The organism is Methylobacterium nonmethylotrophicum, assembly GCF_004745635.1.
GTDB lineage: Bacteria > Pseudomonadota > Alphaproteobacteria > Rhizobiales > Beijerinckiaceae > Methylobacterium > Methylobacterium nonmethylotrophicum.
Window position 1 is genome coordinate 134395 of the sequence record NZ_SRLB01000015.1, and the last position, 22850, is coordinate 157244.

A 22850-nucleotide genomic window follows, 5' to 3' on the forward strand; every position below is an offset into this window, starting at 1 on the left:
GCCAGGTCATGTCCCGTCCCTCCCGTGCAGGCGCACCCAGGTCAGGCGGGTGGGCGAGTAGCCGGTCGCGGCGTGCAGGTCGTCGAAGGCGTGGGTGGCCGCGATGGCCGCGCGGGCAGCATCGGCTTCCGGGTCGTCGGGCCGGTAGACGAACTCGCGGCCGTTGCGGCGCCAGCGCACCGGCTCGCCGGAGCGGGGCGCGGTCAGCATCGCGATGGTCGGAAAGGCGGGTCCCCCGTGGGCGTGGAGCCGGTGCGCCGCGGCGTCGTCGTCGAAGATCAGCCGGGTCAGGCCGCGCTCGCGGGCTTCCAGCACCCGGCGGGCCTGGCTGATATGGTCGTCGAAGAAGCCGACCGCCCGGTCCGGGTCGAGGCGCGGCAGGCGCGCCGCCGACCAGTCGCCGGCGTGGTAATGCGCGCGCGGGTCGCGGTAGCGCAGGCCCGAGAGGTCGGGATCGAAGCAGAAGATCTCGGCCTGAGGGCAGGCCTGGCGCATCACCCAGGTCGTCAGCCCGCGAAACACCCCCGACTCGACGATCACCTCGGGGTTGAGCGCCCGCATCAGCCCATAGAGCTGGAGCGCGCCGTTGAAGCCGTTGCCGCCCCGCTTCTGCGCCACGGGCGCCGACGCGATCAGGTCCCAGAAGGTCGCGACCGCCGGGCCGGCGCCGCCCGGCAGGGCGAGCCCGGCCCGCGCGAGGTCGTGGTCGAGCCGCTCCGCCGCCGCCGCAATCAGGGCGTCGGTCTCCGGGCCCGAGAGCGGGCGGTGGGTCCAGTCCGACACCGCCGGGACGAGGTCGTAGCCGAGGCGGTCGAACAGGCGGCCGAGGAAGCGGCGGCGCAGCCGCTCGACGAAGGGGTGGGGGCGGAGGGCGGCGCCGTGGGGCATCGAAGTCTCTGAGGGTTCAGGCGGCCTGCCGGAGCATCGGCCCGGCGACCCGGACGAAATGCCCGGGCTCGATCTCGGTCATGGCGCCGGCCTCGCCGCCGGCGAGGCGGTAGGGCTCGGGCCAGCTCGCCGGGTCGGAGAAGCGGTCGCTCATCAGGAGCTTGAGGTCGAGGGGGTGGTCGAGGTCGGGCTCCGGCACAGCGGCCAGCAGCGCCCGCGTGTAGGGATGGGCGGGATTCCGGAAGAGCGCCGCCTTCGGGGCCTCCTCGACGATGTAGCCCCGGCACATCACCGCGATCGTGTCGGCGATGTAGTCGACCACCGCGAGGTTGTGCGACACGAACAGGTAGGAGACGCCGAGGCTCGCCTGCAGGTCTTTCAGCAGGTTGAGCACCTGGGCCTGGACCGAGACGTCGAGGGCCGAGACCGGCTCGTCGCAGAGCAGCACCCGGGGCTTCAAGGCCAGCGCCCGGGCGATGCCGAGGCGCTGGCGCTGGCCGCCCGAGAAGGCGTGCGGGTAGCGGCGCAGCGACCCCTTGTCGAGCCCGACCATGTCGAGCAGCTCCTTGGCCCGCTCGTAGCGCTCGTCGGAGGTGCCGACGCCGTGGATGCGCAGGGGCTCGGTCAGGAGTTCGTAGACCGTCATGCGCGGGTTGAGCGACGAGAACGGGTCCTGGAACACGAACTGGACCGCGCGGCGGAAATCCTTCAGCTCCCGGTCCTTGAGGGCGAAGACGTCGCGCGGCCCGCGTCCCGATCCGTCGTCGAAGGTCACGGTGCCGGAATCCGGCCGCAGGGCCCGCATCACCACCTTCGAGAGCGTCGTCTTCCCGCAACCCGATTCGCCGACGAGGCCGAGCGTCCGGCCCGGATGCAGCTTGAGCGACACGCCGTTGACGGCGTTGATGGTGCGGACCTTGCCCTTGAACCACCCCGAGCGCAGGGTGAAGGACTTGCGCACCCCCTCGATGGCCAAGAGCGGCCCGGCCGGATCGGGCCGGTGCGGCTCGCCGGCCTTGCGGGCGAGCACCGCGCTCTTCACCTCGCGGATCGGGGTCAGGCGCTCGCCGGGCGCCATGTGGAAGCGCGGCACCGCCCGCATCAAGGCCTTGAGGTAGGGGTGGCCGGGGCGGCGGAAGATCTCTTCCCGCGAGCCCGCCTCCATCACCCGGCCGCGATAGAGCACCACCACGTCGTCGGCCATGTTGGCGACGACGCCGAGATCGTGGGTGATGAGCAGCATCGCCATGCCGGTCTCGGCCTGCAATTCGCGCATCAGCTCCAGGATCTGCGCCTGGGTGGTGACGTCCAGCGCCGTGGTCGGCTCGTCGGCGATGAGGAGGGCGGGCTTCGTGATCAGCGCCATCGCGATCATCGCGCGCTGGCGAAGCCCCCCCGACAGCTCGAACGGATAGGTGACGAGCGCCCGCCTGGGATCGGGGAAGCCGACGCGGTCGAACACCTCGATCGCCCGGGCCTTCGCGGCGTCGGCCGAGACGTCGGCATGCAGGCGCAGGGCCTCGGTGACCTGATCGCCGACGGTGTGGAGCGGCGACAGCGAGGTCATCGGCTCCTGGAAGATCATCGCGATGCGCCCGCCCCGCAACGCCTGCATGCGGGAGGAGTCAGCCTTGAGCGCCGCGATGTCGGTGCCGCCGGGGGGGCCGGCAGGATCCTGGAGCCGGATCGCTCCGCCGGTGATCCGGGCGACCTTGGGCAGGATCTGCAGGATCGCCTGCGCGGTCACCGACTTGCCCGAGCCCGATTCGCCCACGAGGGCCACGGTGCGGCCCGCCGGCACGTCGAGGGACAGGCCGTCGACCGCCCGGAACGAGCCGGTATCGGTCGAGAAGTCGACCGTGAGGTCGCGGATCGACAGGAGCGGTGACGTCATCCTGATGCCGTGCTGTCCTCTCGGGGCGTTCCCGGATCTTCCCGGAAGATAGGGTCCGTTTGTGACACGGGCGACGCCGCGGGCGCAAACAAAGCGGCGGCGCGCGATATTCTCCCGGCCCGATGTGTCGCAGCGTCGGCCGCGAGCCGATCGAGGAGCCGCTCGCAGAAATCCCAGGTGGCGTCGTCCTGCACCAGGTGATGGGTGAGGAGCCCGACCGGCCCGCCTTCCTGCACGGCCCGGGCGGCGCGGGCGATGACGATCTCCGGATCGGCGAGCCCGCCGCCGGCGCGCCAGGCGACCGGATCGACGGCCGCGTGCGCCTGGGCAAGGCCCGCGACGGCCGGATGGGGCGCGGCGGCGGACAGGCCGCGGTAACCGAGCGCCGGCAGGGCCTCGGGCAGCTCCGGGGCGATGCGGTTCCAGGGCGGCACCAGGACCGGCAGCAGGCGGGGGCCGAGACGGGCCTGGGCGAGGCGCAGCGCCTCCGCGGCGTCGGATCGCAGCGCCGCCAGCGGCCGATGCGGGCCGAACTCCGCCTTTCTGGCGTTGGCGGGCGCGCGGTTGGCGTGGGTCAGGCCGTGGACCAGGAGGTCGATCCCCGCCTCGTCCGTGAGGCGCGCCGCCAGCGACGGCTCGGCCCGCCCCGGCACCGCCGCCAGGGCCACCGGCCAGCCGGTCCGGGCCGCCAGCGCGAGCAGGCGGTCGAGGGCGGGGGTGTGGGCCGTCGCGTCGTCGTCGCGCCACCAGAGATCAACGGTGCGGCCCGCGTCCGCGGCGCGGGCGAGGGCCTCGGTGAGGAGGGTGAAGTCGGGGGACGCGTGGAGGTATAGCACTTTCCCCTCCCCCTTGTGGGGAGGGGTCAGGGGTGGGGGTGGTGCAGGAGGCACCGCTGAGCCACACGCGGCACCACCCCCACCCCTAGCCCCTCCCCACAAGGGGGAGGGGGAGTGCGTCGGCTTGGAACGTTGGAGACCCGTCTCAGCCCCCTCCAGCATCTCCTCCACGATCGCCACGCTCCGCCGCGCCCCGTCGCGGGCGATGGCATGTCCGGTGGCGGGAGGGGGAGCGGAAAGCACGGCAGCAGCCAGGCTCTCTGCCGTCAGGGCGCTCTCGGGCAGCACCCGCGCGAGCCCGTGCGCCGCCAGGGTCTCGGCGCGCAGGCGCTGCTCGGTCTCGTGGCCGGCCTCGAACGGCACCAGCAGGGCCGGGCAGCCGCTCTGCAGGAGGTCCAGCACCGTGTTGTAGCCGGCCTGGCTCACCGACAGGGCGGCCTCCCCCAGGAGTGCGCGGAAATCCGGCCGGGCCCGCTCGACGACGGCATTCGCCGGCGCGGCCGCCTGCAGGGCGGCGAAGGCCGGCTCCGGCACGGCGCGGCCGACGAGGATGCGCCAGGACAGGCCGGGCGTCAGGGCCGCGGCCGCGACCGCCGCCTCCTGCAGCGGCAGCCCGGCGGCGCTGGAGCCGCCCGAGACCACGAGGCCGGCCCTGGGACCGCTCGGCCTCAGCCCCGCCTCGGCCTCGTCGACGTAGCCGGTGTAGCGCAGGCGGCGCGCGACCTCGGCCTCGACCGGCCACGAGGCTTCGAGCGGCAGGAAGGCGGGATCGCCGTGGACCAGCACGGCGTCGTACGCCGCGAGCCGCGCCTGCGTCGCGGCGATCCGCTCGGGGCGGCTCGGGGTCGCCAGGATGTCGCGGATCGAGGCGAGGAGCAGGGGGCGGGGGCGGGCCGCCTGCACGGCTGCGACCAGGGCCTCGAATTCCGGCGCCAGCACCCGGCGGCCGAACGGGTAGAGTTCGGTGATCACCGCCTCGGGCGCGGCCTCCGCGAAGGCGGCGAGCAGCGCGTCGCGGCGGGCGGCCAGGCGCTCGGGCGTCACCGGCGCGCCGTCCGGGTCGAGGAGCGCCGTGAAGGCGGTGCCGGTGATGCGCACGGGCGGCAGCTGCACCAGGCGGATGCCGTCGAGGCGGGCGAGCGCCGCCGGCAGGCCGGCCGGCAGGCCGCCCGAGACCAGGGTGACGGCGTGGCCGGCGCCCGCGAAGGCGCGGGCGAGCGCCGCCGCCCGGGTCAGGTGCCCCGCCCCGAGGAGATGGGTGACGGCGATCAGGATCCGGCTCATGCGCGAGGCTCCCGGACGAGGGGCGTGAGCGCCGCGCGCAGGGCCGCGGCCGCCGCCTCGAGGCCGCGCTCGCCGCGGGCGAAGGCGAGGGCGGCGTCCCGCATCGCCGCGCGCTGCGCGGGCGCCGCGGCGAGGTCGCGGATCGCGCGCGCGAGCGCCGCGGCGTCGCCCGGCTCCGTCACCCGGCCGGTGACGCCGTCCCGCACCACCTCCGGCACGCCGCCATAGCCGCCGGCGACCACCGGGCAGCCATGGGCCTGCGCCTCGAGGAGCGCCATGCCCCAGGCCTCGTTGACGGCGGGCCAGACCAGGAGGTCGGCGGCGGCGTAGAGCGCCGAGAGACCGGCGGGCGGCAGGGCGCCGTGCCGGCGCACGCGGGGGCCGAACGGCGCGAGCAGGGCCGCCACCGCGTCCGCGGCCGGCCCGTCGCCGGCGATGTCGAGGCTCCAGGGCCGGTCGCCGAGGAGCGCCAGGGCCTCGGCCAGCAGGCGGTAGGAGGCGAGCTTGTCGCCCGCGCGCATCATCGCGACGGTGAGGAGGCGCAAGGATCCGGCCGGGCGCCCGGGCGGTTGCGAGGGCCACTCGGCCAGGTCGAGGAAGGGCGGCAGGTCGGCGAGCACCTGCCCCCGCGGTCGCGCCGCCTCCAGGGCCGGCCGGTCGCGGCGGTTCATCACCAGGACCAGGCTGGCGGCATCGAGGGCCGCCTCGGCGCCGGCATGGCCCAGCGCGTGGGGGCCGTCCGCGCGCTTGCCCGCCCGCGAGCCCTCCGCGACCACGTAGGGCAGGCCGAGGGCAGAGGAGACCGCCGGGCCGATCCAGTCCGGCGCCTTGTAGTAGAGGTGGTAGGTGAACCAGAGGTCGGGCGGCGCGGCGCGGAGCTGCGCGATCAGGCGCGCGGCCTCGGCCTCTCCTTGCGCCCGCAGGGCCGCATGCCGCGACCCGTCGGGGTCGCGGCTGCGCAAGGAGCTGGCGACCTCGGGCGCGAAGCCGGCGGCGGCGAGCGCCCGCAGCAGCAGCCGCGCCACCGTGCGCTCGCCCGACGGCACCGGGTGGTCGGGGGCCTTGAGGGGAGCGTAGAAGGCGACGCGCCTCATCGCCCGGCGGCCCGCCCGAGGAGGCGGGCGACCGTGTCGAACCCGGCTTCCGCGCCGAACTCGGCCCGCAGGCGGGCGAGCGCCGCGCCGGCGAGGCGGGCGCGCTCGGCCGGATCGCGGGCGAGCAGGTTGATGGCGTTCGAGAGCGCCCCCCAGTCGCCCGGCGGCACCAGCCGCCCCTCGACGCCGTCGCGCAGGAACTCGGGAATCCCGGCGAAGTCGGTGGCGACGACGGCGAGCCCCTGGGAGGCGGCCTCCATGATCACGTTGGGCAGCCCGTCGCGGTCGCCGGAGGGCGCGCGCTTCGACGGCAGCACGAACAGGTCGGCCTCGCGCAGGAGCGCCACCACCTCGGGCTGGGGCTTCGCGCCGAGAAAGATCACCTTCTGTGACAGGCCGAGGGAGGCGGCCTTCGCCCGCAGGGAGGCCAGGGCCTCGCCGCCGCCGACATGGGCGAGGCGCCAGTGCAGGTCCGGCGGCAGGGCGGCCAGCGCGTCGAGGAGGTCGTCGAAGCCCTTCTTCGCCACCGCCCGGCCGACCGTGACGAGCCGCAAGGGATCGGCCGGATCCGCCCCGTCCCGGGGCGGGCGCGCCGCCGGGGCCTCCGGGAACCGCGACAGGTCGAGGCCGTGATAGACGAGGGAGACCCGGTCCGGATCCGTCGCGACCTCCCGCAGCCGGGCCGCGCCGGCGGCCGTGCAGGTCACCGCGAAGGACAGACGCGGATCGTCGAGCTTCTCGGCGAGCTCCCAGTCCGGCGTGGTCCAGATGTCCTTGGCGTGGGCCGAGGCGCTCCAGCTCCGCCCGGTCAGGAGCGCGGCGTAGCGCGCCACCGAGGCCGGGGTGTGCAGGTAGTGGACGTGGATGTGGCCGATCTCCGCCGGCAGCTCGCGGGCGAGGACCAGGGCCTGGCCGAGGCGCCGGACGCGGTTGGGCGTGCAATCGCGGGCGAGGTCGCGGCGGACGAGGCGCAGGAGCGCCCACAGGCCCGGCCGGCCCAGCGCCGCGAGGGCGCCGCGCAGCACCCGCAGCGGCGCCCGGTAGAGGTATTCGGGCAGGTAGGCGACGGGCGCGCGGATCTGCCGGTGCATCGGGTGCACGGCGCCGTCATGCGGCTGCCGGAGGGACCAGATCGTCAGGTCGAAGCCCCGCGCCTCGAGCCCGAGCAGCTCCTGGGCGATGAAGGTCTCGGACAGGCGCGGGTAGCCCTTGACGAGGACGGCGATGCGGAGCGGGGGCATGCGGCGGGAGGGGGCTCGCCTACTCGGCCGCCACGCAGGCGGCGCCCGCGGCGGCGGCGAGGCGGCGGATCGCCGGCAGGCCGTCGAGGAGGCCGGGGATCGGCCGCGAGGAGGGCGGCGGCCGGTGGGGCAGGGCGGCGAGCGCCGCCGCCATGCCGGTGATCTCGGTCGCGCCGGTCTCGCCGGGCTCCAGGACGTCGACGAGGCCGAGCCGGGCCGCGGCGCGGGCCCGGATCAGCTGCTCGCGCCGGGGCCGCACCCGCGGCAGGATCAGGGCCGGGCGGTCGAAGGACAGGATCTCGCAGAAGGTGTTGTAGCCCCCCATCGCCACCACGCCGGCGGCCCGGCGCATCAGCCGCTCGAGCCGGGCGTCGAAACCGAGGGAGGCCAGCAGCGGATGGGCGGCGATGCGGGCATCGAGCGCCGCCTGCTCGGCGGCCGGGAAGAACGGCCCGAACACGACGAGCGCCGGATGCTCCAGGCGTTCCGTCTCGTAGGCCCGCACCACCGCCTCGACGAGCTCGACCCCGTCGCCGCCCCCGCCCGGGGTGACGAGGAGGAACGGCGCCGCCGGGGCGTCGTCGGGGTCCGGGGCGTCCGGCGCCTCGCGGCGCAGGTACCCGGTATAGGTGAGCCGCCCCGCGATGCCGGCCGGCAGCGCCAGCCCGTCGAGGGGCGCGTAGATCTCCTCCAGGCCGTAGACCCAGAGCGCGTCGTAGAGCGGCAGCACCGCGAGCGCGCCCTTGCGCTCCCACTCCGGCGCCAGCAGCGCCGGGTCGTCGAGGACGTCGCGCAGGCCGAGCACCAGCCGGCAGCCCCGGGCCTTGAGGCGGTGGAGCGCCGGCAGCACCTCGCCGTGGAAGCCCGCCGGCTCCTTGTCGACGAGGAAGAGGTCGGGGGCGAAGCGCTCGGCGACGTGGCGGATCAGGGCGGCGCGGGTCGCCACGACCTCGTCGAGGCGGTGCCGGGGGCCGAGGCTCTGGTACTCGCCGCTCGCGAGCTTGGTCACGCCCGGCAGGCGCCGGCAGGTCACCCCGGGGGCGAACCGGAAGGCGTGGCTCACCGGCGAGCCCGAGAGGATCACCACCCGCCGCTCCGGCGCCCCCGCCACCAGGGCATGCGCGATCGCCCGCGCCCGGCGCAGGTGGCCGAGCCCGAACGTGTCGTGCGAGTAGATCAGCACCCGCTGCGGAAAGCCGCCGGGCACGGGAGCGACGAAGCTCATCCTGCGGACACGGAGGTCCGGGCGGACACGCGGGTCCGGGCGGACACGGACGTCCCGGCGGAGACGAGGGGCCTGGCGCAGGTCGGGACCTGCGGGGGGAGGGCGCTCCGTGCGGACACGGCGGGCCGGTGGCGGCTCAACGGTATCGGCATCGGGTCGTGGACCTCCCGGGCGCGGGACCTTCAGGATAGCGCATCCGCCCCCGGCCCGGCTACCCGGGCGAAACCGGCCTCGGGCGGTTATGGCCAGGCTTGTGGCAGCGCGGCATCGCTCCCGCAACACGGTTTGGCGACGACGGCCTTGGGAATGGCGATTCTGGCGACGCACTTGCAAGGGGCCGGCCTAGGGGCTGGCGCCGCGATGCAGCCCGGCTTTCGTCCGGCCGGTCCGCCTGCGAGAGCATCGAGCGAGAGAGACAAGAAGGACGTCCGATGCCCGAATGCCTGGTCTTCCGCGTGCCGACCCGGCACCCCGCCGACGTGTCGGGCCTGGACGCGCTGATCGAATCCGGCGCCGTCGCGGCGGAGGAGATCGTCGCGGTGTTCGGCAAGACCGAGGGCAACGGCTGCGTCAACGACTTCACCCGGCCGCTCGCCGTGATGGCGCTCGAGGCCGCCCTCGGCCGTCGGCTTAGGGTATCCCCGGCCGCGGTCGGCGCCCGGGTCGCCCTGGTGATGTCCGGCGGCACCGAGGGCGGGCTGTCGCCCCACCTGCTGATCCTCGCCCGCCGCGAGGGGCCGGATTCCGGTGGCCGGGCTCTCGCGGTCGGCACCGCCTTCACGGAGGATTTCCGGCCGGAGGAGATCGGCCGGATGGCGCAGGCGCGGGCGACCGCCGCGGCGGTCGCCCGCGCCATGGCGGCGGCGGGCCTGACGGATGCGGCCGACGTGCACTTCGTGCAGGTGAAGTGCCCGCTCCTCACCAGCGCCCGCATCCAGGAGGCGGCGTCCCGGGGCGAGGGCGTCGCCACCCACGACACCTACGCGTCGATGGGCCTGTCCCGCGGCGCCTCGGCCCTCGGGATCGGGCTGGCGCTCGGCGAGATCCCGCAGGCCGCGCTCGACGATTCGGTGATCGGCACCCGCACCGACCTCTTCTCGGGCCGCGCCAGCGCCTCGGCGGGGATCGAGCTGATGCGCAACGAGGTCATCGTGCTCGGCAACGCGCCTGGCTGGAGCGGCCCCTTACGCATTGCCCACCGGGTCATGCGCGACGGCATCGATCTCCCGGCGATCCAGGGCGCGCTCCAGGATCTCGGCCTGCCGGCCGCCGGCCAGCTCCCGCCCGAGGCGGCGGAGCGCGTCGTCGCCCTGCTCGCCAAGGCCGAGCCCTCGACCGACGGCCTGATCCGCGGGCGCCGCCACATCATGAACGACGACAGCGACATCAACGCCACCCGCCACGCCCGGGCCCTCGTCGGCGGCGTCGCGGCCGCGGCGATCGGCCGGACGGATCTCTTCGTCTCGGGCGGGGCCGAGCACCAGGGACCGGACGGGGGCGGGCCGGTGGCGGTGATCGGGCGGGTGGGGGGCTGAGGGGCGGCTCGTCGGCCTCGACGGAATGCGGCTCGGCCCGGCGCTCGATCGTGTCAACGTCCTCCTCGGGTCTACCAGGAACGCCCCGCCCCGGCCTCCCCGCCCAGGAACGCCGCGACGGCGGCCGCGATCTTCTCCCCGCCCTGGACCGAGGGCTCGATCGGGTTGGCGAAGTCGGCATCCGCGCCGCACACCACCCGCAGGTCGAGGAGGGCGCGCACGCGGCTGCCTCCCGGGTCACGACGTCGTTAAGGATCGCGAGCGCCGTCGCGGCCAGGCGCCGCCGGACCGGGTCGGGGTAGCGCGGGTCGTAGACGGTGCAGATCGCCGTCGGGCGCCCGCGCGCCAGCACCGCGTCGAGCATGGTGCGGTACTCCGACCGGCAGCGGTCCTGGACCGCGGCGAGTCGCTCGAGGGCGTCGGCTGCATGGCCGTCGACAAGCGCCGCCACTGCCACCCGGGCGACGTGCTCGTCGACGATACGCCCACCCACCGCCCCTTCCGGGAGGGAGCCGGGCGGCGTGTTCATCCTGCACCGCTCCGCGCGCCGCTCGCTGAAGGCGCTCGCGGCCCACCTGCCCGGCGGCCTCCCGGGCGAGGAGCCCGACCGGGCCTGAGGTCAGAACCTGGCCTGAGGCTCCTGCGCGGGAGCGGCCGCCGTCGCGGCCGGGAGGCGTTCGCGGCGCCCGGCTATTCCGGCCGCGCGGGCACCGGCGGCCAGCCGATGGCCTCCGGGCTGGCGCGGGAGTTGCGCAGCCACCACGCCCAGTCCTCCGGCACGAGCGAGAACGGGTCCGGGTGCCCGAGCTCGCGGGCGGCCCAGACCGGCCAGTGCGGGTTGGCGAGCGCGGGCCGGCCCAGAAAGACGAGGTCGACCAGCTCATCCCGGATCACCCGGTCGGCCTCGGCCGGAACGCCGAGGTTCCAGCTCACCCCGACGGGGAGGCCGCATGCGCGGCGCACCCGCGCCCCGCGCTCGACCATGAAGGCGAGCTCCTTGAACGGCGGCGCGCGCATGTCGTCGGTGTTGAGCCCGACGGACAAATCGGCGAGGTCGAGCCCGCGCGCCTTCATCAGGCCGATCGCGGCCACGGATTCGTCGAACTGCACGCCCGCCGGGTGCAGGTCGTCGGAGCCCAGGCGCATCGTCAGGGGCAGGCGCTCCGGCCAGACCGCCTTCACGGCGTCGATCGCCTCGAGGTGGAAGCGGACGCGGTTCTCGAGCGACCCGCCATAGGCGTCCGTCCGCTTGTTCGCGATCGGCGAGAAGAAGCTCGCGCCGAGATAGCCGTGCGCGAAATGCAGCTCGAGCCACTCGAACCCCGCCTCGGCAGCGCGACGCGCCGCGGCCGCGTAGGCGGCATGGACCTCGTGGATCTCCTCCACCGACATCTCCTGCACCGGATGCAGGAAGCGTCCGCCGTAAGCCAGGGCGGAGGGCCCGCGCACCTGCCAGCCCTCCGGGTGGTCGGGCGCGAATTGCTGGCGCGGGACGTCCCAGGGGCGGTTCTCGCTGCCCTTGCGGCCGGTATGCCCGAGCTGGATCGCCGGCACCGCGCCCATGTCCTTGACGAGCCGGTTGATGCGCGCCAGCCCCTCGATCTGCGCGTCGTCCCACAGCCCGGCGCAGGATGTGGACGTGCGCCCGTCGGGCTGGATGGCGATCTGCTCGGGGAAGACCAGCCCGAATCCGCCCGCGGCCCGCGAACCGATCAGCATCAGATGGAAGTCGCTGACCGTGCCGTCCGGCGGCGAGCGGTACATCGTCATCGGCGACATGACGATGCGGTTGCGCAAGGTGACGTCCTTGAGGGTGAACGGGCTGAACAGGTCGGGCATCGAGACCTCCGGACAGGGACACTTGGCGCGAGACCTGCGCCACCTCGACAGGTCTCGCGCGTGACGGATGGGATGGCCTGCTTTGATGGCCCATGACGTGAATGGACCATGACATGGATGGCCCATGGCATAACCGCCTACCAGGGGCGGCGGCAGGTCAGCCTGCGTCCCTTGCGCAGGTTCGGGCCGGTCGGCATCTCACGGACATGGCTCGGATTCTGGACGACGGCAGCCTCGGCCCCTTCCTGGCGGCCTTCTACGCCCGGGTGCGCAGCGACCCGCTCATCGGCCCGGTCTTCGCAGCGGCGATCCCGGACGCCGACTGGCCGCGGCACATGGCGGTGATCGAGGCGTTCTGGTCCTCGGTCCTCTTCAGGACGGGCCGCTATCGGGGCAATCCCTTCGGCCGCCACCAGGCGCTCGGCGTGCTGCGGCCGGAGCACTTCGCCCGCTGGCTTACCCTGTTCCGGGACACGGCCGCTTCGCACTTCGCCCCGGAGGAGGCCGCCGCCCTGCAGGAGCGGGCCGAGCGGATCGGCGCCAGCCTCCAGGCCGGCCTGTTCTTCCGGCCCGAGGACGCGGGGGCGGCCGATCCGGCTGCCGATGCGCCTGGCCGGTGAGGATCAACCACGGTCCGCGACCCGGCCGATCGATCGGCGGTCACGGACCTCCGACCCTCAAACCTCAGGATGAGGTCGCGGGCAGGAGGGCGGGCAGGAGGGACTGACGCTGCCTCCTAACCGCACTGTCGTGTACCGTGAGGATCACCAGCTCCCGGCTCTGAAGGGACTGACGCGCAACGGCAAGCAGCCGTTGCACGAGACCCGCCCGCCCGGCCGCCGGACCAGCCGGCAGACGGCCGCGCCCTCAGAACACGTGCCGCAGCAGCCAGTACAGCCCGCCCGCCAGGGTGATCGCGGCCGGGAGGGTCAGGATCCAGGCCAGGGCCAGGTTGCGCACCGTCGCCCTCTGCAGGCCGGTGCCGTTGGCCCACATCGTGCCGGCGACGCCGCTCGACAGGATGTGGGTGGTCGAGACCGGCAGGCCGTAGGCCTCGGCCAGCCCGATCGTGCCGGCGGCGACCGCCTCGGCGGAGGCGCCTTGCGCGTAGGTCAGGTGCTGCTTGCCGATGCGCTCGCCGACCGTGACGACGATCCGCTTCCAGCCCACCATCGTGCCGAGGCCGAGCGCCAGGGCGACCACGACCTTGACCCAGGTCGGGATGTAGCGGGTGCCGTCGTCGAGGGTGCGCTGGTAGTCCTTGAGCGTCTTCTTCTCGTCCTGGCTGAACGGCGATGTCTCGCCGGTGAGCAGGCGGACCGCGTCGCTGGCGAGGTACATGTCGTTGCGCAGGTTCTGCGTCGCCTCCGCCGGCACGTGGCGGATGGCGCCGTAATTCTGCACCTGGGCGGCGATGTCGTCCGAGAGGCCGGCGAGCGCGGCGTGGACCTCCGGCGCGTCGAGGGCCTTCGACGGCGCCTCGGCCTTCAGGGCCTCGCCGACCCTGGCCCGCGCCCCGGCGGCGTCCGGCACCGTCGCGGAGCCGGCATGGTCGCGAAACACCCGGCTCGCGCCTTGCGAGCCCTGCACGAAGGCCGGGGTGCTCGAATCCGGCATGGTGCGGTTGAGCGCGTAGGCCGTCGGGGCGGCGCCGATCAGGATCAGCATGATCAGCCCCATGCCCTTCTGGCCGTCGTTGCCGCCATGGGCGAAGGACACGCCGGTGCAGGTCAGGATCAGGAGGCCGCGGATCCAGGCCGGCGGCGGCGCCTCGCCCTCCGGGGCGCGGTAGAGGTCGGGCCGGCGCACCAGGCGCTTGAGCACGAGGAGCAGGCCGGCCGCGCAGACGAAGCCGACGAGCGGGCTGAACAGCAGCGATTCGAGCACGCTGGCGGCCTGCCCCCAGGCCACGCCGGAGGCGGCGTGGCCCGGCGCCATCAGCTGGTTGGCGAGGCCGACGCCGATGATCGAGCCGATGAGCGCGTGCGAGGAGGAGTTCGGCAGGCCGAGCGCCCAGGTGCCGAGGTTCCACACGATCGCGGCGAGCAGGAGCGCGAAGATCATCGCGTAGCCGGCCCCCGAGCCCACCTGCAGGATCAGCTCGACGGGCAGCAGCGTCACGACGCTGTAGGCCACCGCTCCGGTCGAGGCCATGACGCCGAGGAAGTTGAAGGTGCCCGACCAGATCACCGCGGTGAGCGGCGGCATCGAGTGGGTGTAGATCACGGTCGCCACCGCGTTGGCGGTGTCGTGGAAGCCGTTCACGAACTCGAAGGCGAGGGCGATCAGCAGCGCGAGCCCGAGCAGCGCGAAGGCCCCGATGGCGAGCGGCGGCTGCCCGGCCTGGTGCATGTCGGCGACGAGGTTGTAGCCCGCATAGGCGAGGCCCGCGGCCAGCACCGCCAGGAACCCCGCGATGGCCGCCGGATGCACGCCGTGGTCGAGGCGGGGACGCCCATGGACGTGACCATGCGCCGCGCCGGCGCGGCCGGCAACGAGGGCGGCATCGGACATGCGGAGGCTCCTCGGCGGACGCGCCGGCGGCGTCTGTTCGATCAAGGATAGGGCGTGTGGATGGCAAGTCGATGACGCGGGAATGACGCCGCCGGAGCCGGCCCGGGCCGCCGCGGACAAAGTCGGGGCGGCGAAAACGGCCGGTAAATGCTTAGGGGGCTTGCGTTCTGCGCGACGCAACCCCAAATTCGTAACATCACCGCTGCCCCTGCGACGCGTGTGCGCACGGGTCACCAGGAGCGCGGCTCTCATGGGCCAGGAATCCGGCGTCAGCCCGGCGAAGGATCCGCCCGCAACGAACCGGCCCGGTGCCCTTCTGGTCGAGGGTGACGGAAGGCCAGCGAGTCAGTACCCGATGAACCAGCTCGTGCGCATGTCGCATATCGTGACCGCAGACGCCGTCGAGGAGCCCTCCCCGAACCTTCGGGTTCCGTTCGCCCAGTCGGGCGCCTTCGTGTGCAAGTTCATCATCGGCGAGCCGAACGACCGCGCGGTCTGCTGCGGCGCGCCGGTCCAGGACGGCAAGAGCTGGTGCGCCTTCCACCGCCGGATCGTGTTCGAGCCGACCCGCCCGGGCCGCCTGCGCTGAACTGCCGGCTGCGCTGAGCCGCCGGCGGTCTCACGCCGCACGGCCGTAGATCGGGAAAGCCTCCTGCCGGCCCCGCAGGGCCGAGCGGCTGACCTCGTGCCACTCCGTGCCGGAGGCCCGCGCCGCGTCGAGGGCGGCCTGCGACACCAGAATCGTCGTCCCGAAGGTCTTCGTCGCCTGTTCGAGCCGCGCCGCGACGTTGACCGCGTCCCCCAGCACGGTGAATTCGAGCCGGTCGTCGTCCCCGACCACGCCGACGAACACCTCGCCGCAATGCACCCCGATCCCGATCCGCACGGGTGCTTGCGCCGAGTCGGCGTTCCAGCGGGCGACCAGGGTTTCCAGTCTCCCCGCGAAGGCGAGGGCGCTGGCGGCGGCGTTCGCCCGCGCCTCCGGCACGCCGAACACCACCAGGGCGCCGTCGCCCATGAACTTGTCGATCACGCCGCCGGTCTCCCGGGCGGCCTGGGCGACGCAGCGGCGAAAGCCCGTCATCAGGATCGCCACCGTCTCGGGATCGGCCCGCTCGGCGATCGCGGTCGAGCCGCGCATGTCCACGAAGGCGATCGCCGCATGGCGCCGCTCGCCGAACCGCAGGCCGCCGCCCTGCGCCAGGCTGCCGCCGCGCTCGAGCAGCGGCGCCAGCTCCGCGGGCAGGAAGCGCGACAGGGCCGCCCGCCGGGCGGCCTCGCGTAGCGCCAGGACCGCGAGCAGCGCCATGATGCCGACCGACACGATGCTGCCGATCCCCACCATCGTCTCGATCCGGTGGTCGTGCCGCTGGTAGCCCAGCAGAAGCGCGTCCTCCTCGGCGCGTATCGCCTCGATGATCCGGCGGATCCCGTCCATCTCCGCCTTGCCCTCGCCGGCCCGCACCAGGGCGAGCGCGCCCTCGCGGTCGCCGGCGCGGTCGAGGGCGAGGGTCCGGTCGAGCTCGGCGAACTTGCGGGCGATGGCGGGCTTCAGGGCGGCGATCCGGTTCTCCTGGCTCGCGGCGCTGCGCAGCTCGGCCTCGAGCAGCGGCAGCTCCGCGGCGACCCGGGCGAGCCCCGCCGTGTAGGGCACCAGGAAGGCCGGGTCGCCGGTCAGGAGGTAGCCGCGCTGCCCCGTCTCGCTGTCGAGCAGGTCGGCCAGCACCTGCATCAGGATCCGGTTGACCGAGAGCGTGTGGGTGATGCGGTGCTGCACGCTGCTCTGCCAGACGAGCAGCAGGCCGTTGGCGGAGCCGACCAGCAGCAGCAGCGCCGCCCCGACGGTGGTCAGCGCGGCCCGGGTGCGCACGAGGCCGAGCCGCGCGAGGAGCGGACGCCGCGGGCGGGCCGCAGGGGTGATGTCCGAGGTCATGCGGGGTCGTCCGGCGCCGGGCGCGGACGGGCCTGCGGCTCCGGGCAATATGGGCACGACGCTGCCGGCTGCAATCGACCGGCCGGCCTACGCCCGCGCCGAGCCCCGCCCGCGTCGGCCTGACTCACTGGCCCGGACGTCAGGCGCTGCCGGCCGCCCGGCGCCCGTCCCGTCCCGGTCTCCCGTCCGCGATCTCCGGCGGCCCGGCCTCCGGCGCGTCGGCCGGCGCCTCGTCGAGCGGCGCCACGATGGTGCAGACCACGCCCTCGGGCGGGAAGGTCAGGCTCACCGTGCCGTCGAGCTCGCGGGCGAGGCTGCGCTCGATCAGCCGGGAGCCGAAGCCGGTGCGGCTCGGGGGGACGACCGGCGGTCCGCCGCGCTCCTGCCAGCGCAGCGAGAGCCGCCCCTCCGCGACATTCCACGACAGGGCGACCTGGCCCGACGGTACCGAGAGGGCGCCGTACTTGACGGCGTTGGTGGCGAGCTCGTGCAGCGCCATGGCGATCGAGAGGGCGATGCGGGGCGGCAGGCGCACGGGCGGGCCATCGACCACGAAGCGCGGCGGCGTCCCCCGGCCGTCCGGCGGGGCGACACCCGGCCCGTCGAGGGGGGCGAGCGCATCCTTGACCACCTCGGCCAGCTCCGCCCCCTCCCAGCTCTCGCGGGTGAGCACGTCGTGGACGCGGGCGAGCGCGATCAGCCGGGCCTCGAAGGCCGCCTTGGCGGCGTCGATCCTGGCACCTTCCACCGCCGGCCCGCCGAGGCCGCGCAGGCTCTGCATCGCGATCGACTGCACGGTGGCGAGGGTGTTCTTCACCCGGTGGTTCAGCTCGTGCACCAGGAGGCGCAGGTGCTCCTCGGCGCGCTTGCGCTCGGTCACCTCCTGGTGGATGCCGATCACCCGGCGGGAGCGGCCGCCGGCATCGCGCTGCACGATCGCCTGGGCGCTGACCCAGCGGGCGCCGGCCCATCGCGGAGACGCCGCGTCCGGCCGGATCCGGAACTCGGTGCGGTACTCGGCCACCCCGGCCAGCAGGTCGGCGAGCGCCGCCTCGATCCGGGCCCGGTCCTCCGGGTGCACGGTGCGGGTCCAGGCCTCGCGGGAGAGCGGCGCGGCCCCGAAGATCTCGGCGGAGCGGGCCGAGAGGCGGTGCTGGCCCGAGGCGAGGTCGATCTCCCAGGTGCCGAGCCGCCCTGCGGCGAGCGCCAGGCGCAGGCGCTCCTCGCCCTCGCGCAAGGCGGCCTCGGCGGCCTTCGCCTCGGTGATGTCGACGTTGCAGCCGGTATAGCCGAGGAAGCGGCCGTGATCGTCGAGGCGCGCGACGCCCTCGCACAGGATCCAGCGCGTCGCGCCGTGCTTGTCGGTCACGCGGGTCTCGTAGCGGAACGGACGGCGCTCCGCGAAGGCCGCCGCGAAGGCGGCCTCGAAGCCCGGCAGGTCGTCCGGGTGGATGATCTCGCGCCAGCGGCCCCCCGCCAGCGTCTCGGTCGAGCGGCCGAACAGGTAACCGTAGTGCAGGTTGACGAAGACGACCTCGCCCTCGGCATCCGTCATCCAGATCAGCGCCGGGGCGGAATCGGCCATGTGGCGGAAGCGCGCCTCGCTCTCCCGCAGGGCGGCGAGGCTGCGGCTCTGCTGGTCGAGGGCCTGGTCGCGCTCGGCGATGCGCCGGCGCAGGCTCTGCGAGGCGTCGGCAAGCGCGTCGGCGAGCTGGCGGATCTCGCGGATCGGGGACGAGACCCGCGGCACCGGCTGGCCGGCGGCGAGGGCTCCGCCCGCGCCAGCGAGCTGGCGCAGGGGTTCGGCCACCCGCGCCCACAGCCGCACCGCCAGGACCGACGACACCGCGAGCGCCAGGAGCCCGAATCCGCCGAAGGCCAGGACCCAGCGGCGCAGGGGCGCCTCGACCCGCTGCTTGGGGATGCTGGCGCCGACGGTCCAGCCCGTCCCCTTGACGGTGGTCTCGACGTAGAGGACCGGCCGCCGGCGCCGGTCGATCCCCTCCCAGATGTCGGCCGCCGCGCTCGGGTGGCTGCGCAAGCTGGCCTGCATCGGCTGGCCGGCCAGGCTCGCATGATCCTCCGACCGGGCGAGCAGCAGGCCGTTGCGGTCGATGATCCCGGTGGTCCAGCCGGGCGCGAGGTCGTGGACCAGGATCTGGTGCAGCCGCGCCACCGGCACCGTCACGCTGAGCACGTAGAGCGGGGCGCCCTCGGCCATCACCGGCACCGCCACGTCGTAGGTCGGCGGCCGGCCGCCGCCGCCCGCCCGCACGCCGCCGATCACCGGGCGCTGCGTCGCCAGGACCTCGGCATCCTCGGCGCGCGGATCCTGCGGCAGCGGCGCGCCGGGGGGCAGGGCGGTGTTGACGAGCTGGGTCCCGTCGGCCCGGCGCAGCGAGAGGTCGAGGCCGGTCGTCTCCTTCACGGCCCGAGCCTGGCGCTCGAACCCGTCGAGTCCGCCCTCGCCGAAGTCCTCGCGCTGCGGCCGCGGCGAGGCCGCCAGGGTCTGCAGCACCGAGACCAGCCCGGCCATGTCGCGGTCGATGCTGAGCGCGATGCCGCGCACGCTCTCGCGGGCATCCTGCTCGAAGCGGATCCGCTCCAGGGCGGCGTAGCGGCCGAGCAGCACGGCGGTGAAGAGCAGCCCCGGCCCGATCAGCGCGATCGCCAGGGCGACGAGGTAGACCTGCGTCGACAGCCCGTCCCGTCGCAGGGCGTTGAGCCGGCGGCGGATCATGCGAGCAATCCCGGCATCGGTCCTGGTGCGCGCGGGCGACGCGGCATGGTCAAGGCGTCACGCCCTGTCGATGTGGCCGAGGTCGCGGCCGGGCTCGATCCGGTCGCGCACCCGCTGCTTGAGCGTCTTGATGTCGGGAAACCCGCCGTCGCGCTTGCGCTCCCAGATCAGGGCGTCGTCGCAGGTGATCGCGAAGGCGCCGCCGGTCCCGGGGATCAGCGCCACCTCGCCCAACGCCTCCCGGAAGGTCGAGAGCAGCTCCTGCGCCATCCAGCCGGCCCGCAGCAGCCAGTTGCACTGCGTGCAGTAGGTGATGGCGATCCGGGGCGCGCGTCCTCGCGCCGAGCCGGTCTGAGCCGGCGCGGGGAGCGCGCTGGCCTCGGAATCCGGAGGGGGATCGGTGTCGCTCATCTCGGCCGCGACTCCGGCCCGGATCCCGCCCGCTTGTCAACCACGCTCGGCGACGAGCCGCAGCGTCACCGGCCGGGGAGCGACGATCCCACGCAACACGAGGGCGAGCGCTTCAGGCGATCCCCGCCGGGCTCAGGCGAGCTGGCGCAGGACCAGGAGGCTCACCGCGACGCCGGCGATGCCGGCCGCCACCGAGACCGCCACATAGGCGAGAGCCGCCGCGTGGGCGCCGCGCTCCCACAGCAGGAAAGCCTCGAGGGAGAAGGTCGAGAAGGTGGTGAAGCCGCCAAGAATTCCGGTGGTGAGGAAGAGCCGCCAGGCCTGCGGCACCCCGCCCCGGGCGGCGAACCAGCCGGTGAGCACCCCCATCAGCACCGAGCCGACGATGTTGATCGCCATCGTGCCGAACGGGAAGCCGCTGCCCGCCCGCGCGGCCCAGAGATTGACGCCGTGGCGCAGCGCCCCGCCGAGGCCGGCCCCGAGAAAGACCACCAGGTAGCTCACCATCCGCCTCCGCGCCTTGCGCGGCCGTTCTGGCACGCGGCGGCGTACGGCGCGATCGTTCGAGGCGCAACCGTGGCCCGCGCGCCGCAGCGGGTTCCCGTCGATGCAGAAAAGCCACACTCCGACACGAGACTGTTACGGACCAGCCCCAAATCTGCCGCAACGACAGCCGGGGGCGAATCGTGACCAGCACCATCATCCGGACCGCGTTCGCGGCCGGCGGCCTCGTCGCGGGGGCGAGCCTCGCCGCACAGGCCCAGTCGATCGAGGCGCGGGTGCCCAACCTGCAGGCCGTCGACGGGCCGGTCTCGGTCACGGCGAGCGGCGCCACCATCGTCAACCAGGGCCTCCAGGGCGTGGCCCGCCTGTCGGCGACCACCCGGGACTTCCTCGGCGACACGCTCGGCTCGTTCTCCTCGCTCGCCGTCGACCTCTCGACCTGGCGGCGCAACGGCGACACCTATACGGGCACGCTCTACACGCTGCCGGACCGCGGCTACAACAACCCGGATGGCGGCCTGTTCAGCGACTATGCCGGCCGCCTCAACCGCTTCACCTTGAGCTTCACGCCCTACACGGGCAGCGCCGCCCTGCCGCAGGCGACGGGCTCGCAGCGCCAGATCACCCTGACGCCGGACAGCGGCATCGTGCTCACCGATGCCAGGGGCCAGCGCTTCAGCGGCCTCGATCCGGGCGCCGGCACCACGACGCAGGCAGGCTCCGTGCTGCCCTCGGCCGCCACCGGCCCGAGCGCCGGGCGCATCAGCCTCGACGCCGAGGGCCTGGCGCGGCGCCTCGACGGCTCGTTCTACGTCAGCGACGAGTACGGCCCGACCATCTACTACTTCAGCCGCGACGGCCGGCTGCAGGGCCTGATCGGCATCCCGGCGGCGCTCCAGCCGGTGACGAACGGGCAGCTCAACTTCAACTCGCTCAACCCGCCCGATACGGGCCGGCGCAACAACCAGGGCCTCGAGGCGCTGGCGCTCACGCCCGACGGGCGCGGCCTCGTCACCATCCTGCAGAGCGCGACGCTGCAGGATTCGGGCCCGAACCAGCAGCAGCGCGCCAACACCCGCATCCTCTACTACGACATCTCCGGCACCCCGACGCCGGCGGCGCCGACCCGCGAATACGTGCTGCAGCTGCCGGTCTACCAGCAGAACGGCAACGGCACCGCGTCGAACCGCACCGCGGCTCAGAGCGAGATGCTGGCGCTCAACGACACCCAGTTCCTGGTCCTGTCGCGCGACTCGAACGGGCTGGGCACCGGCACCACCACGCCGATCGTCTACAAGAGCGTGCTCCTCGTCGACACCGCGAGCGCGACCAACATCGCCGGCAGCGCCTATGACGGCACGACGCCGCTCGCGCCGAACGGCAGCTTGCGCGCCGGCATCACCCCGGTGCAGACCACCGAGGTCGTCAACATCCTCAACCCGGTGCAGCTCAACCGCTTCGGGATGAACCTGACCACCAGCCCGGCGACCCAGACCACGCTGTCCGAGAAGTGGGAGGCGATGGGGCTCGTGCCGGTGCTGAGCGAGCGGGCGCCCAACGACTACTTCCTGCTCGTCGGCAACGACAACGACTTCCTGACCCGCCAGGGCGTCATCAACGGCCAGGCCTACGACGCCGGCATCACCAACGACAGCGTCATCCTGGCCTACCGGCTGACCCTGCCCACTTACGTCGATCCGCTCTCGCTCGCCGTGATGAAGGCGACGGCGCCGACGGTGCTGCAGAGCCTCGGCGCCGGCGCGCTCGGCGTCGCGGCCTCCGCGACGCGCAGCGTGCAGGACCACCTCTCGGCCCTGCGCCGCGGCGCCGGCCTGCCGGGCCCGGCGGCCTGGGGCACCGGCGGCCCGGCGCTCTGGGTCGGAGGCGATTTCGTCTTCGCCGACCTGCCGCGCAACGGCGGCCTCACGGTCGAGCGCACCATCGCGCAGGGCTCGGCCGGCTTCGACCTGCCGCTCACCGGCCCGTGGCGGGCCGGCCTCGCGGTCGGCGGGGGTGGCGGCTCGCTCTCCCGCGGCCAGGGCTTCCGCCAGGACCAGAGCGCCTTCACGGTCGCGGCCTATGGCGGCTATTACGGCCCTGCCTTCTATGCGCACGCCATCGTCGGCGGCGCGCCGCTCATCGACTTCTCGGACATCCGCCGCCCGGCCGCCTACGGCCTGACCGCCGACGCCAAGGCCTCCGGCTCGGCGCTGGCCCTCGACGGCGAGGCCGGCCTGATCCTCGACCGCGACGCGGTCCGGCTGACGCCGTTCGCAGGCCTCTCCCACCTCTCGGCCCGGATCGGCGGCTTCACCGAGCAGGGGGCGGCGGGCAACAACGTGGCCTATGGCGGCCTCAGCGTGCTCCAGACCACCGCCCGCTTCGGCGCCGAACTCGCCTATACCGGGTTCGGCGGCGTCATCCCGTCGGTGCGGGCGGCCTACAATCTCGGCCTCGGGCCGCAGCAGAGCGGCGGCCTCTTCCGCCTGGCCAGCGTCCAGAGCCCGCTGGCGGTGGCCACCGCCGCGATCCCCTTCCTCACATCCGACTTCGTCACCGCCGGCTTCGGCCTCCAGGGCAGCCTGACCGACCGCCTCGGCTGGCGGGTGGACTACCAGGCCGCGATCGGCACCCGGGCCGGGGTGGCGCACGGGGTCACGGCGGGGCTGCGGTATCAGTTCTGAGCGTCTGTCCGAGACAGTCGAAGAAACTGACATCCTTCATCGTCATTCCGGGGCCGCGCAGCAGAACCCAGGATCCATAACCGCCGACGTTACAGCACGAAGCGGAACACCGAACGCCTCATTCTTCAATATCAGCGTTTATGGATCCCGGGTTATCGCCGTCGGCGAGCCCCGGAATGACGCGGAGACTCGAATTTCTGCACATATAGTCTTCCAGGCTTCGGCAAG

General features: G+C 74.1%; 17 protein-coding genes. 4 read left to right on the forward strand and 13 right to left on the reverse strand.

The window, feature by feature from the left end:
* Positions 1-6: 6 nt before the first annotated feature.
* From EU555_RS20850 to EU555_RS20875, 6 genes are read right to left on the reverse strand one after another with little or no spacing between them, the layout of a single operon-like run.
* Positions 7-888 carry a hypothetical protein gene (locus EU555_RS20850; RefSeq protein ID WP_135417151.1) on the reverse strand — a complete coding sequence of 294 codons (882 nt, stop codon included), beginning with the start codon at positions 886-888 and terminating at the stop codon, positions 7-9.
* A 16-nt stretch (positions 889-904) separates the two neighbouring features.
* A complete protein-coding gene (locus EU555_RS20855) occupies positions 905-2782 on the reverse strand; it encodes an ABC transporter ATP-binding protein (protein WP_135417152.1) in 1878 nt (625 codons plus the stop codon).
* Positions 2779-4902: a glycosyltransferase gene (locus EU555_RS20860; RefSeq protein WP_135417153.1), complete on the reverse strand. Its 2124-nt coding sequence runs from the start codon at positions 4900-4902 to the stop codon at positions 2779-2781. Before EU555_RS20860 ends, EU555_RS20855 begins: the two co-directional genes overlap by 4 nt.
* Positions 4899-5996 (reverse strand): glycosyltransferase family 4 protein, encoded by a 1098-nt coding sequence (locus tag EU555_RS20865; RefSeq protein ID WP_135417154.1) that lies wholly within the window; start codon positions 5994-5996, stop codon positions 4899-4901. The genes EU555_RS20860 and EU555_RS20865 overlap by 4 nt, the downstream gene beginning before the upstream one ends.
* Complete coding sequence (locus tag EU555_RS20870; protein ID WP_135417155.1) at positions 5993-7237, reverse strand: glycosyltransferase; 1245 nt, start codon at positions 7235-7237, stop codon at positions 5993-5995. The genes EU555_RS20865 and EU555_RS20870 overlap by 4 nt, the downstream gene beginning before the upstream one ends.
* Before the next feature lie 19 nt (positions 7238-7256).
* On the reverse strand, positions 7257-8462 hold the full coding sequence (locus EU555_RS20875) for a glycosyltransferase family protein (RefSeq protein WP_135417156.1): 1206 nt from the start codon (positions 8460-8462) through the stop codon (positions 7257-7259).
* Positions 8463-8893: 431 nt separating this feature from the next.
* Between EU555_RS20875 and atzD the strand changes: the two genes are divergently transcribed.
* Positions 8894-9997, forward strand: coding sequence for a cyanuric acid amidohydrolase (atzD, locus tag EU555_RS20880; protein WP_135417157.1), 1104 nt, complete (start codon positions 8894-8896; stop codon positions 9995-9997).
* Positions 9998-10068: 71 nt separating this feature from the next.
* Here atzD and EU555_RS36290 read toward each other — a convergent pair whose 3' ends face one another.
* Complete coding sequence (locus tag EU555_RS36290; RefSeq protein WP_167858623.1) at positions 10069-10218, reverse strand: hypothetical protein; 150 nt, start codon at positions 10216-10218, stop codon at positions 10069-10071.
* Positions 10219-10687: 469 nt separating this feature from the next.
* Positions 10688-11836: an oxidoreductase gene (locus tag EU555_RS20885; protein WP_135417158.1), complete on the reverse strand. Its 1149-nt coding sequence runs from the start codon at positions 11834-11836 to the stop codon at positions 10688-10690.
* Between the two features lie 206 nt (positions 11837-12042).
* Here EU555_RS20885 and EU555_RS20890 point away from each other — a divergent pair, with 206 nt between their 5' ends.
* Positions 12043-12456 carry a group III truncated hemoglobin gene (locus EU555_RS20890; RefSeq protein ID WP_135417159.1) on the forward strand — a complete coding sequence of 138 codons (414 nt, stop codon included), beginning with the start codon at positions 12043-12045 and terminating at the stop codon, positions 12454-12456.
* Positions 12457-12703: 247 nt separating this feature from the next.
* Here EU555_RS20890 and EU555_RS20895 read toward each other — a convergent pair whose 3' ends face one another.
* The gene (locus EU555_RS20895) at positions 12704-14350 is read right to left on the reverse strand and encodes an inorganic phosphate transporter (protein WP_135417160.1); all 1647 of its coding nucleotides are present in this window, start codon (positions 14348-14350) and stop codon (positions 12704-12706) included.
* Positions 14351-14600: 250 nt separating this feature from the next.
* Between EU555_RS20895 and EU555_RS20900 the strand changes: the two genes are divergently transcribed.
* Positions 14601-14939 (forward strand): GcrA family cell cycle regulator, encoded by a 339-nt coding sequence (locus EU555_RS20900; RefSeq protein WP_245524407.1) that lies wholly within the window; start codon positions 14601-14603, stop codon positions 14937-14939.
* 30 nt (positions 14940-14969) lie between these two features.
* Here the strand turns inward: EU555_RS20900 and EU555_RS20905 are convergent, their stop codons facing one another.
* From EU555_RS20905 to crcB, 4 genes are all read right to left on the reverse strand, one after another.
* On the reverse strand, positions 14970-16283 hold the full coding sequence (locus EU555_RS20905; RefSeq protein ID WP_135417161.1) for an adenylate/guanylate cyclase domain-containing protein: 1314 nt from the start codon (positions 16281-16283) through the stop codon (positions 14970-14972).
* Between the two features lie 139 nt (positions 16284-16422).
* Positions 16423-19023, reverse strand: coding sequence for a sensor histidine kinase (locus EU555_RS20910; RefSeq protein WP_135417162.1), 2601 nt, complete (start codon positions 19021-19023; stop codon positions 16423-16425).
* Between the two features lie 57 nt (positions 19024-19080).
* On the reverse strand, positions 19081-19434 hold the full coding sequence (locus EU555_RS20915; RefSeq protein ID WP_135417163.1) for an Rdx family protein: 354 nt from the start codon (positions 19432-19434) through the stop codon (positions 19081-19083).
* Between the two features lie 132 nt (positions 19435-19566).
* Positions 19567-19941: a fluoride efflux transporter CrcB gene (gene crcB, locus EU555_RS20920; RefSeq protein ID WP_205820967.1), complete on the reverse strand. Its 375-nt coding sequence runs from the start codon at positions 19939-19941 to the stop codon at positions 19567-19569.
* Between the two features lie 179 nt (positions 19942-20120).
* On the opposite strand from crcB, the gene EU555_RS20925 reads away from it, so the two are divergent.
* A complete protein-coding gene (locus EU555_RS20925; protein WP_135417164.1) occupies positions 20121-22622 on the forward strand; it encodes an esterase-like activity of phytase family protein in 2502 nt (833 codons plus the stop codon).
* Positions 22623-22850 lie beyond the last annotated feature (228 nt).

What these genes read in the sequence shown, in the direction of transcription:
- crcB (WP_205820967.1), bottom strand. Translation starts at nt 19,941, where the DNA reads ATGGTGAGCTACCTGGTGGTCTTTCTCGGGGCCGGCCTCGGCGGGGCG.
- EU555_RS20850 (WP_135417151.1), bottom strand. Translation starts at nt 888, where the DNA reads ATGCCCCACGGCGCCGCCCTCCGCCCCCACCCCTTCGTCGAGCGGCTG.
- atzD (WP_135417157.1), top strand. Translation starts at nt 8,894, where the DNA reads ATGCCCGAATGCCTGGTCTTCCGCGTGCCGACCCGGCACCCCGCCGAC.
- EU555_RS20870 (WP_135417155.1), bottom strand. Translation starts at nt 7,237, where the DNA reads ATGCCCCCGCTCCGCATCGCCGTCCTCGTCAAGGGCTACCCGCGCCTG.
- EU555_RS20865 (WP_135417154.1), bottom strand. Translation starts at nt 5,996, where the DNA reads ATGAGGCGCGTCGCCTTCTACGCTCCCCTCAAGGCCCCCGACCACCCG.
- EU555_RS20915 (WP_135417163.1), bottom strand. Translation starts at nt 19,434, where the DNA reads ATGAGCGACACCGATCCCCCTCCGGATTCCGAGGCCAGCGCGCTCCCC.
- EU555_RS20900 (WP_245524407.1), top strand. Translation starts at nt 14,601, where the DNA reads ATGGGCCAGGAATCCGGCGTCAGCCCGGCGAAGGATCCGCCCGCAACG.
- EU555_RS20885 (WP_135417158.1), bottom strand. Translation starts at nt 11,836, where the DNA reads ATGCCCGACCTGTTCAGCCCGTTCACCCTCAAGGACGTCACCTTGCGC.
- EU555_RS20875 (WP_135417156.1), bottom strand. Translation starts at nt 8,462, where the DNA reads ATGAGCTTCGTCGCTCCCGTGCCCGGCGGCTTTCCGCAGCGGGTGCTG.
- EU555_RS20910 (WP_135417162.1), bottom strand. Translation starts at nt 19,023, where the DNA reads ATGATCCGCCGCCGGCTCAACGCCCTGCGACGGGACGGGCTGTCGACG.
- EU555_RS20855 (WP_135417152.1), bottom strand. Translation starts at nt 2,782, where the DNA reads ATGACGTCACCGCTCCTGTCGATCCGCGACCTCACGGTCGACTTCTCG.
- EU555_RS20895 (WP_135417160.1), bottom strand. Translation starts at nt 14,350, where the DNA reads ATGTCCGATGCCGCCCTCGTTGCCGGCCGCGCCGGCGCGGCGCATGGT.
- EU555_RS20905 (WP_135417161.1), bottom strand. Translation starts at nt 16,283, where the DNA reads ATGACCTCGGACATCACCCCTGCGGCCCGCCCGCGGCGTCCGCTCCTC.
- EU555_RS20860 (WP_135417153.1), bottom strand. Translation starts at nt 4,902, where the DNA reads ATGAGCCGGATCCTGATCGCCGTCACCCATCTCCTCGGGGCGGGGCAC.
- EU555_RS20890 (WP_135417159.1), top strand. Translation starts at nt 12,043, where the DNA reads ATGGCTCGGATTCTGGACGACGGCAGCCTCGGCCCCTTCCTGGCGGCC.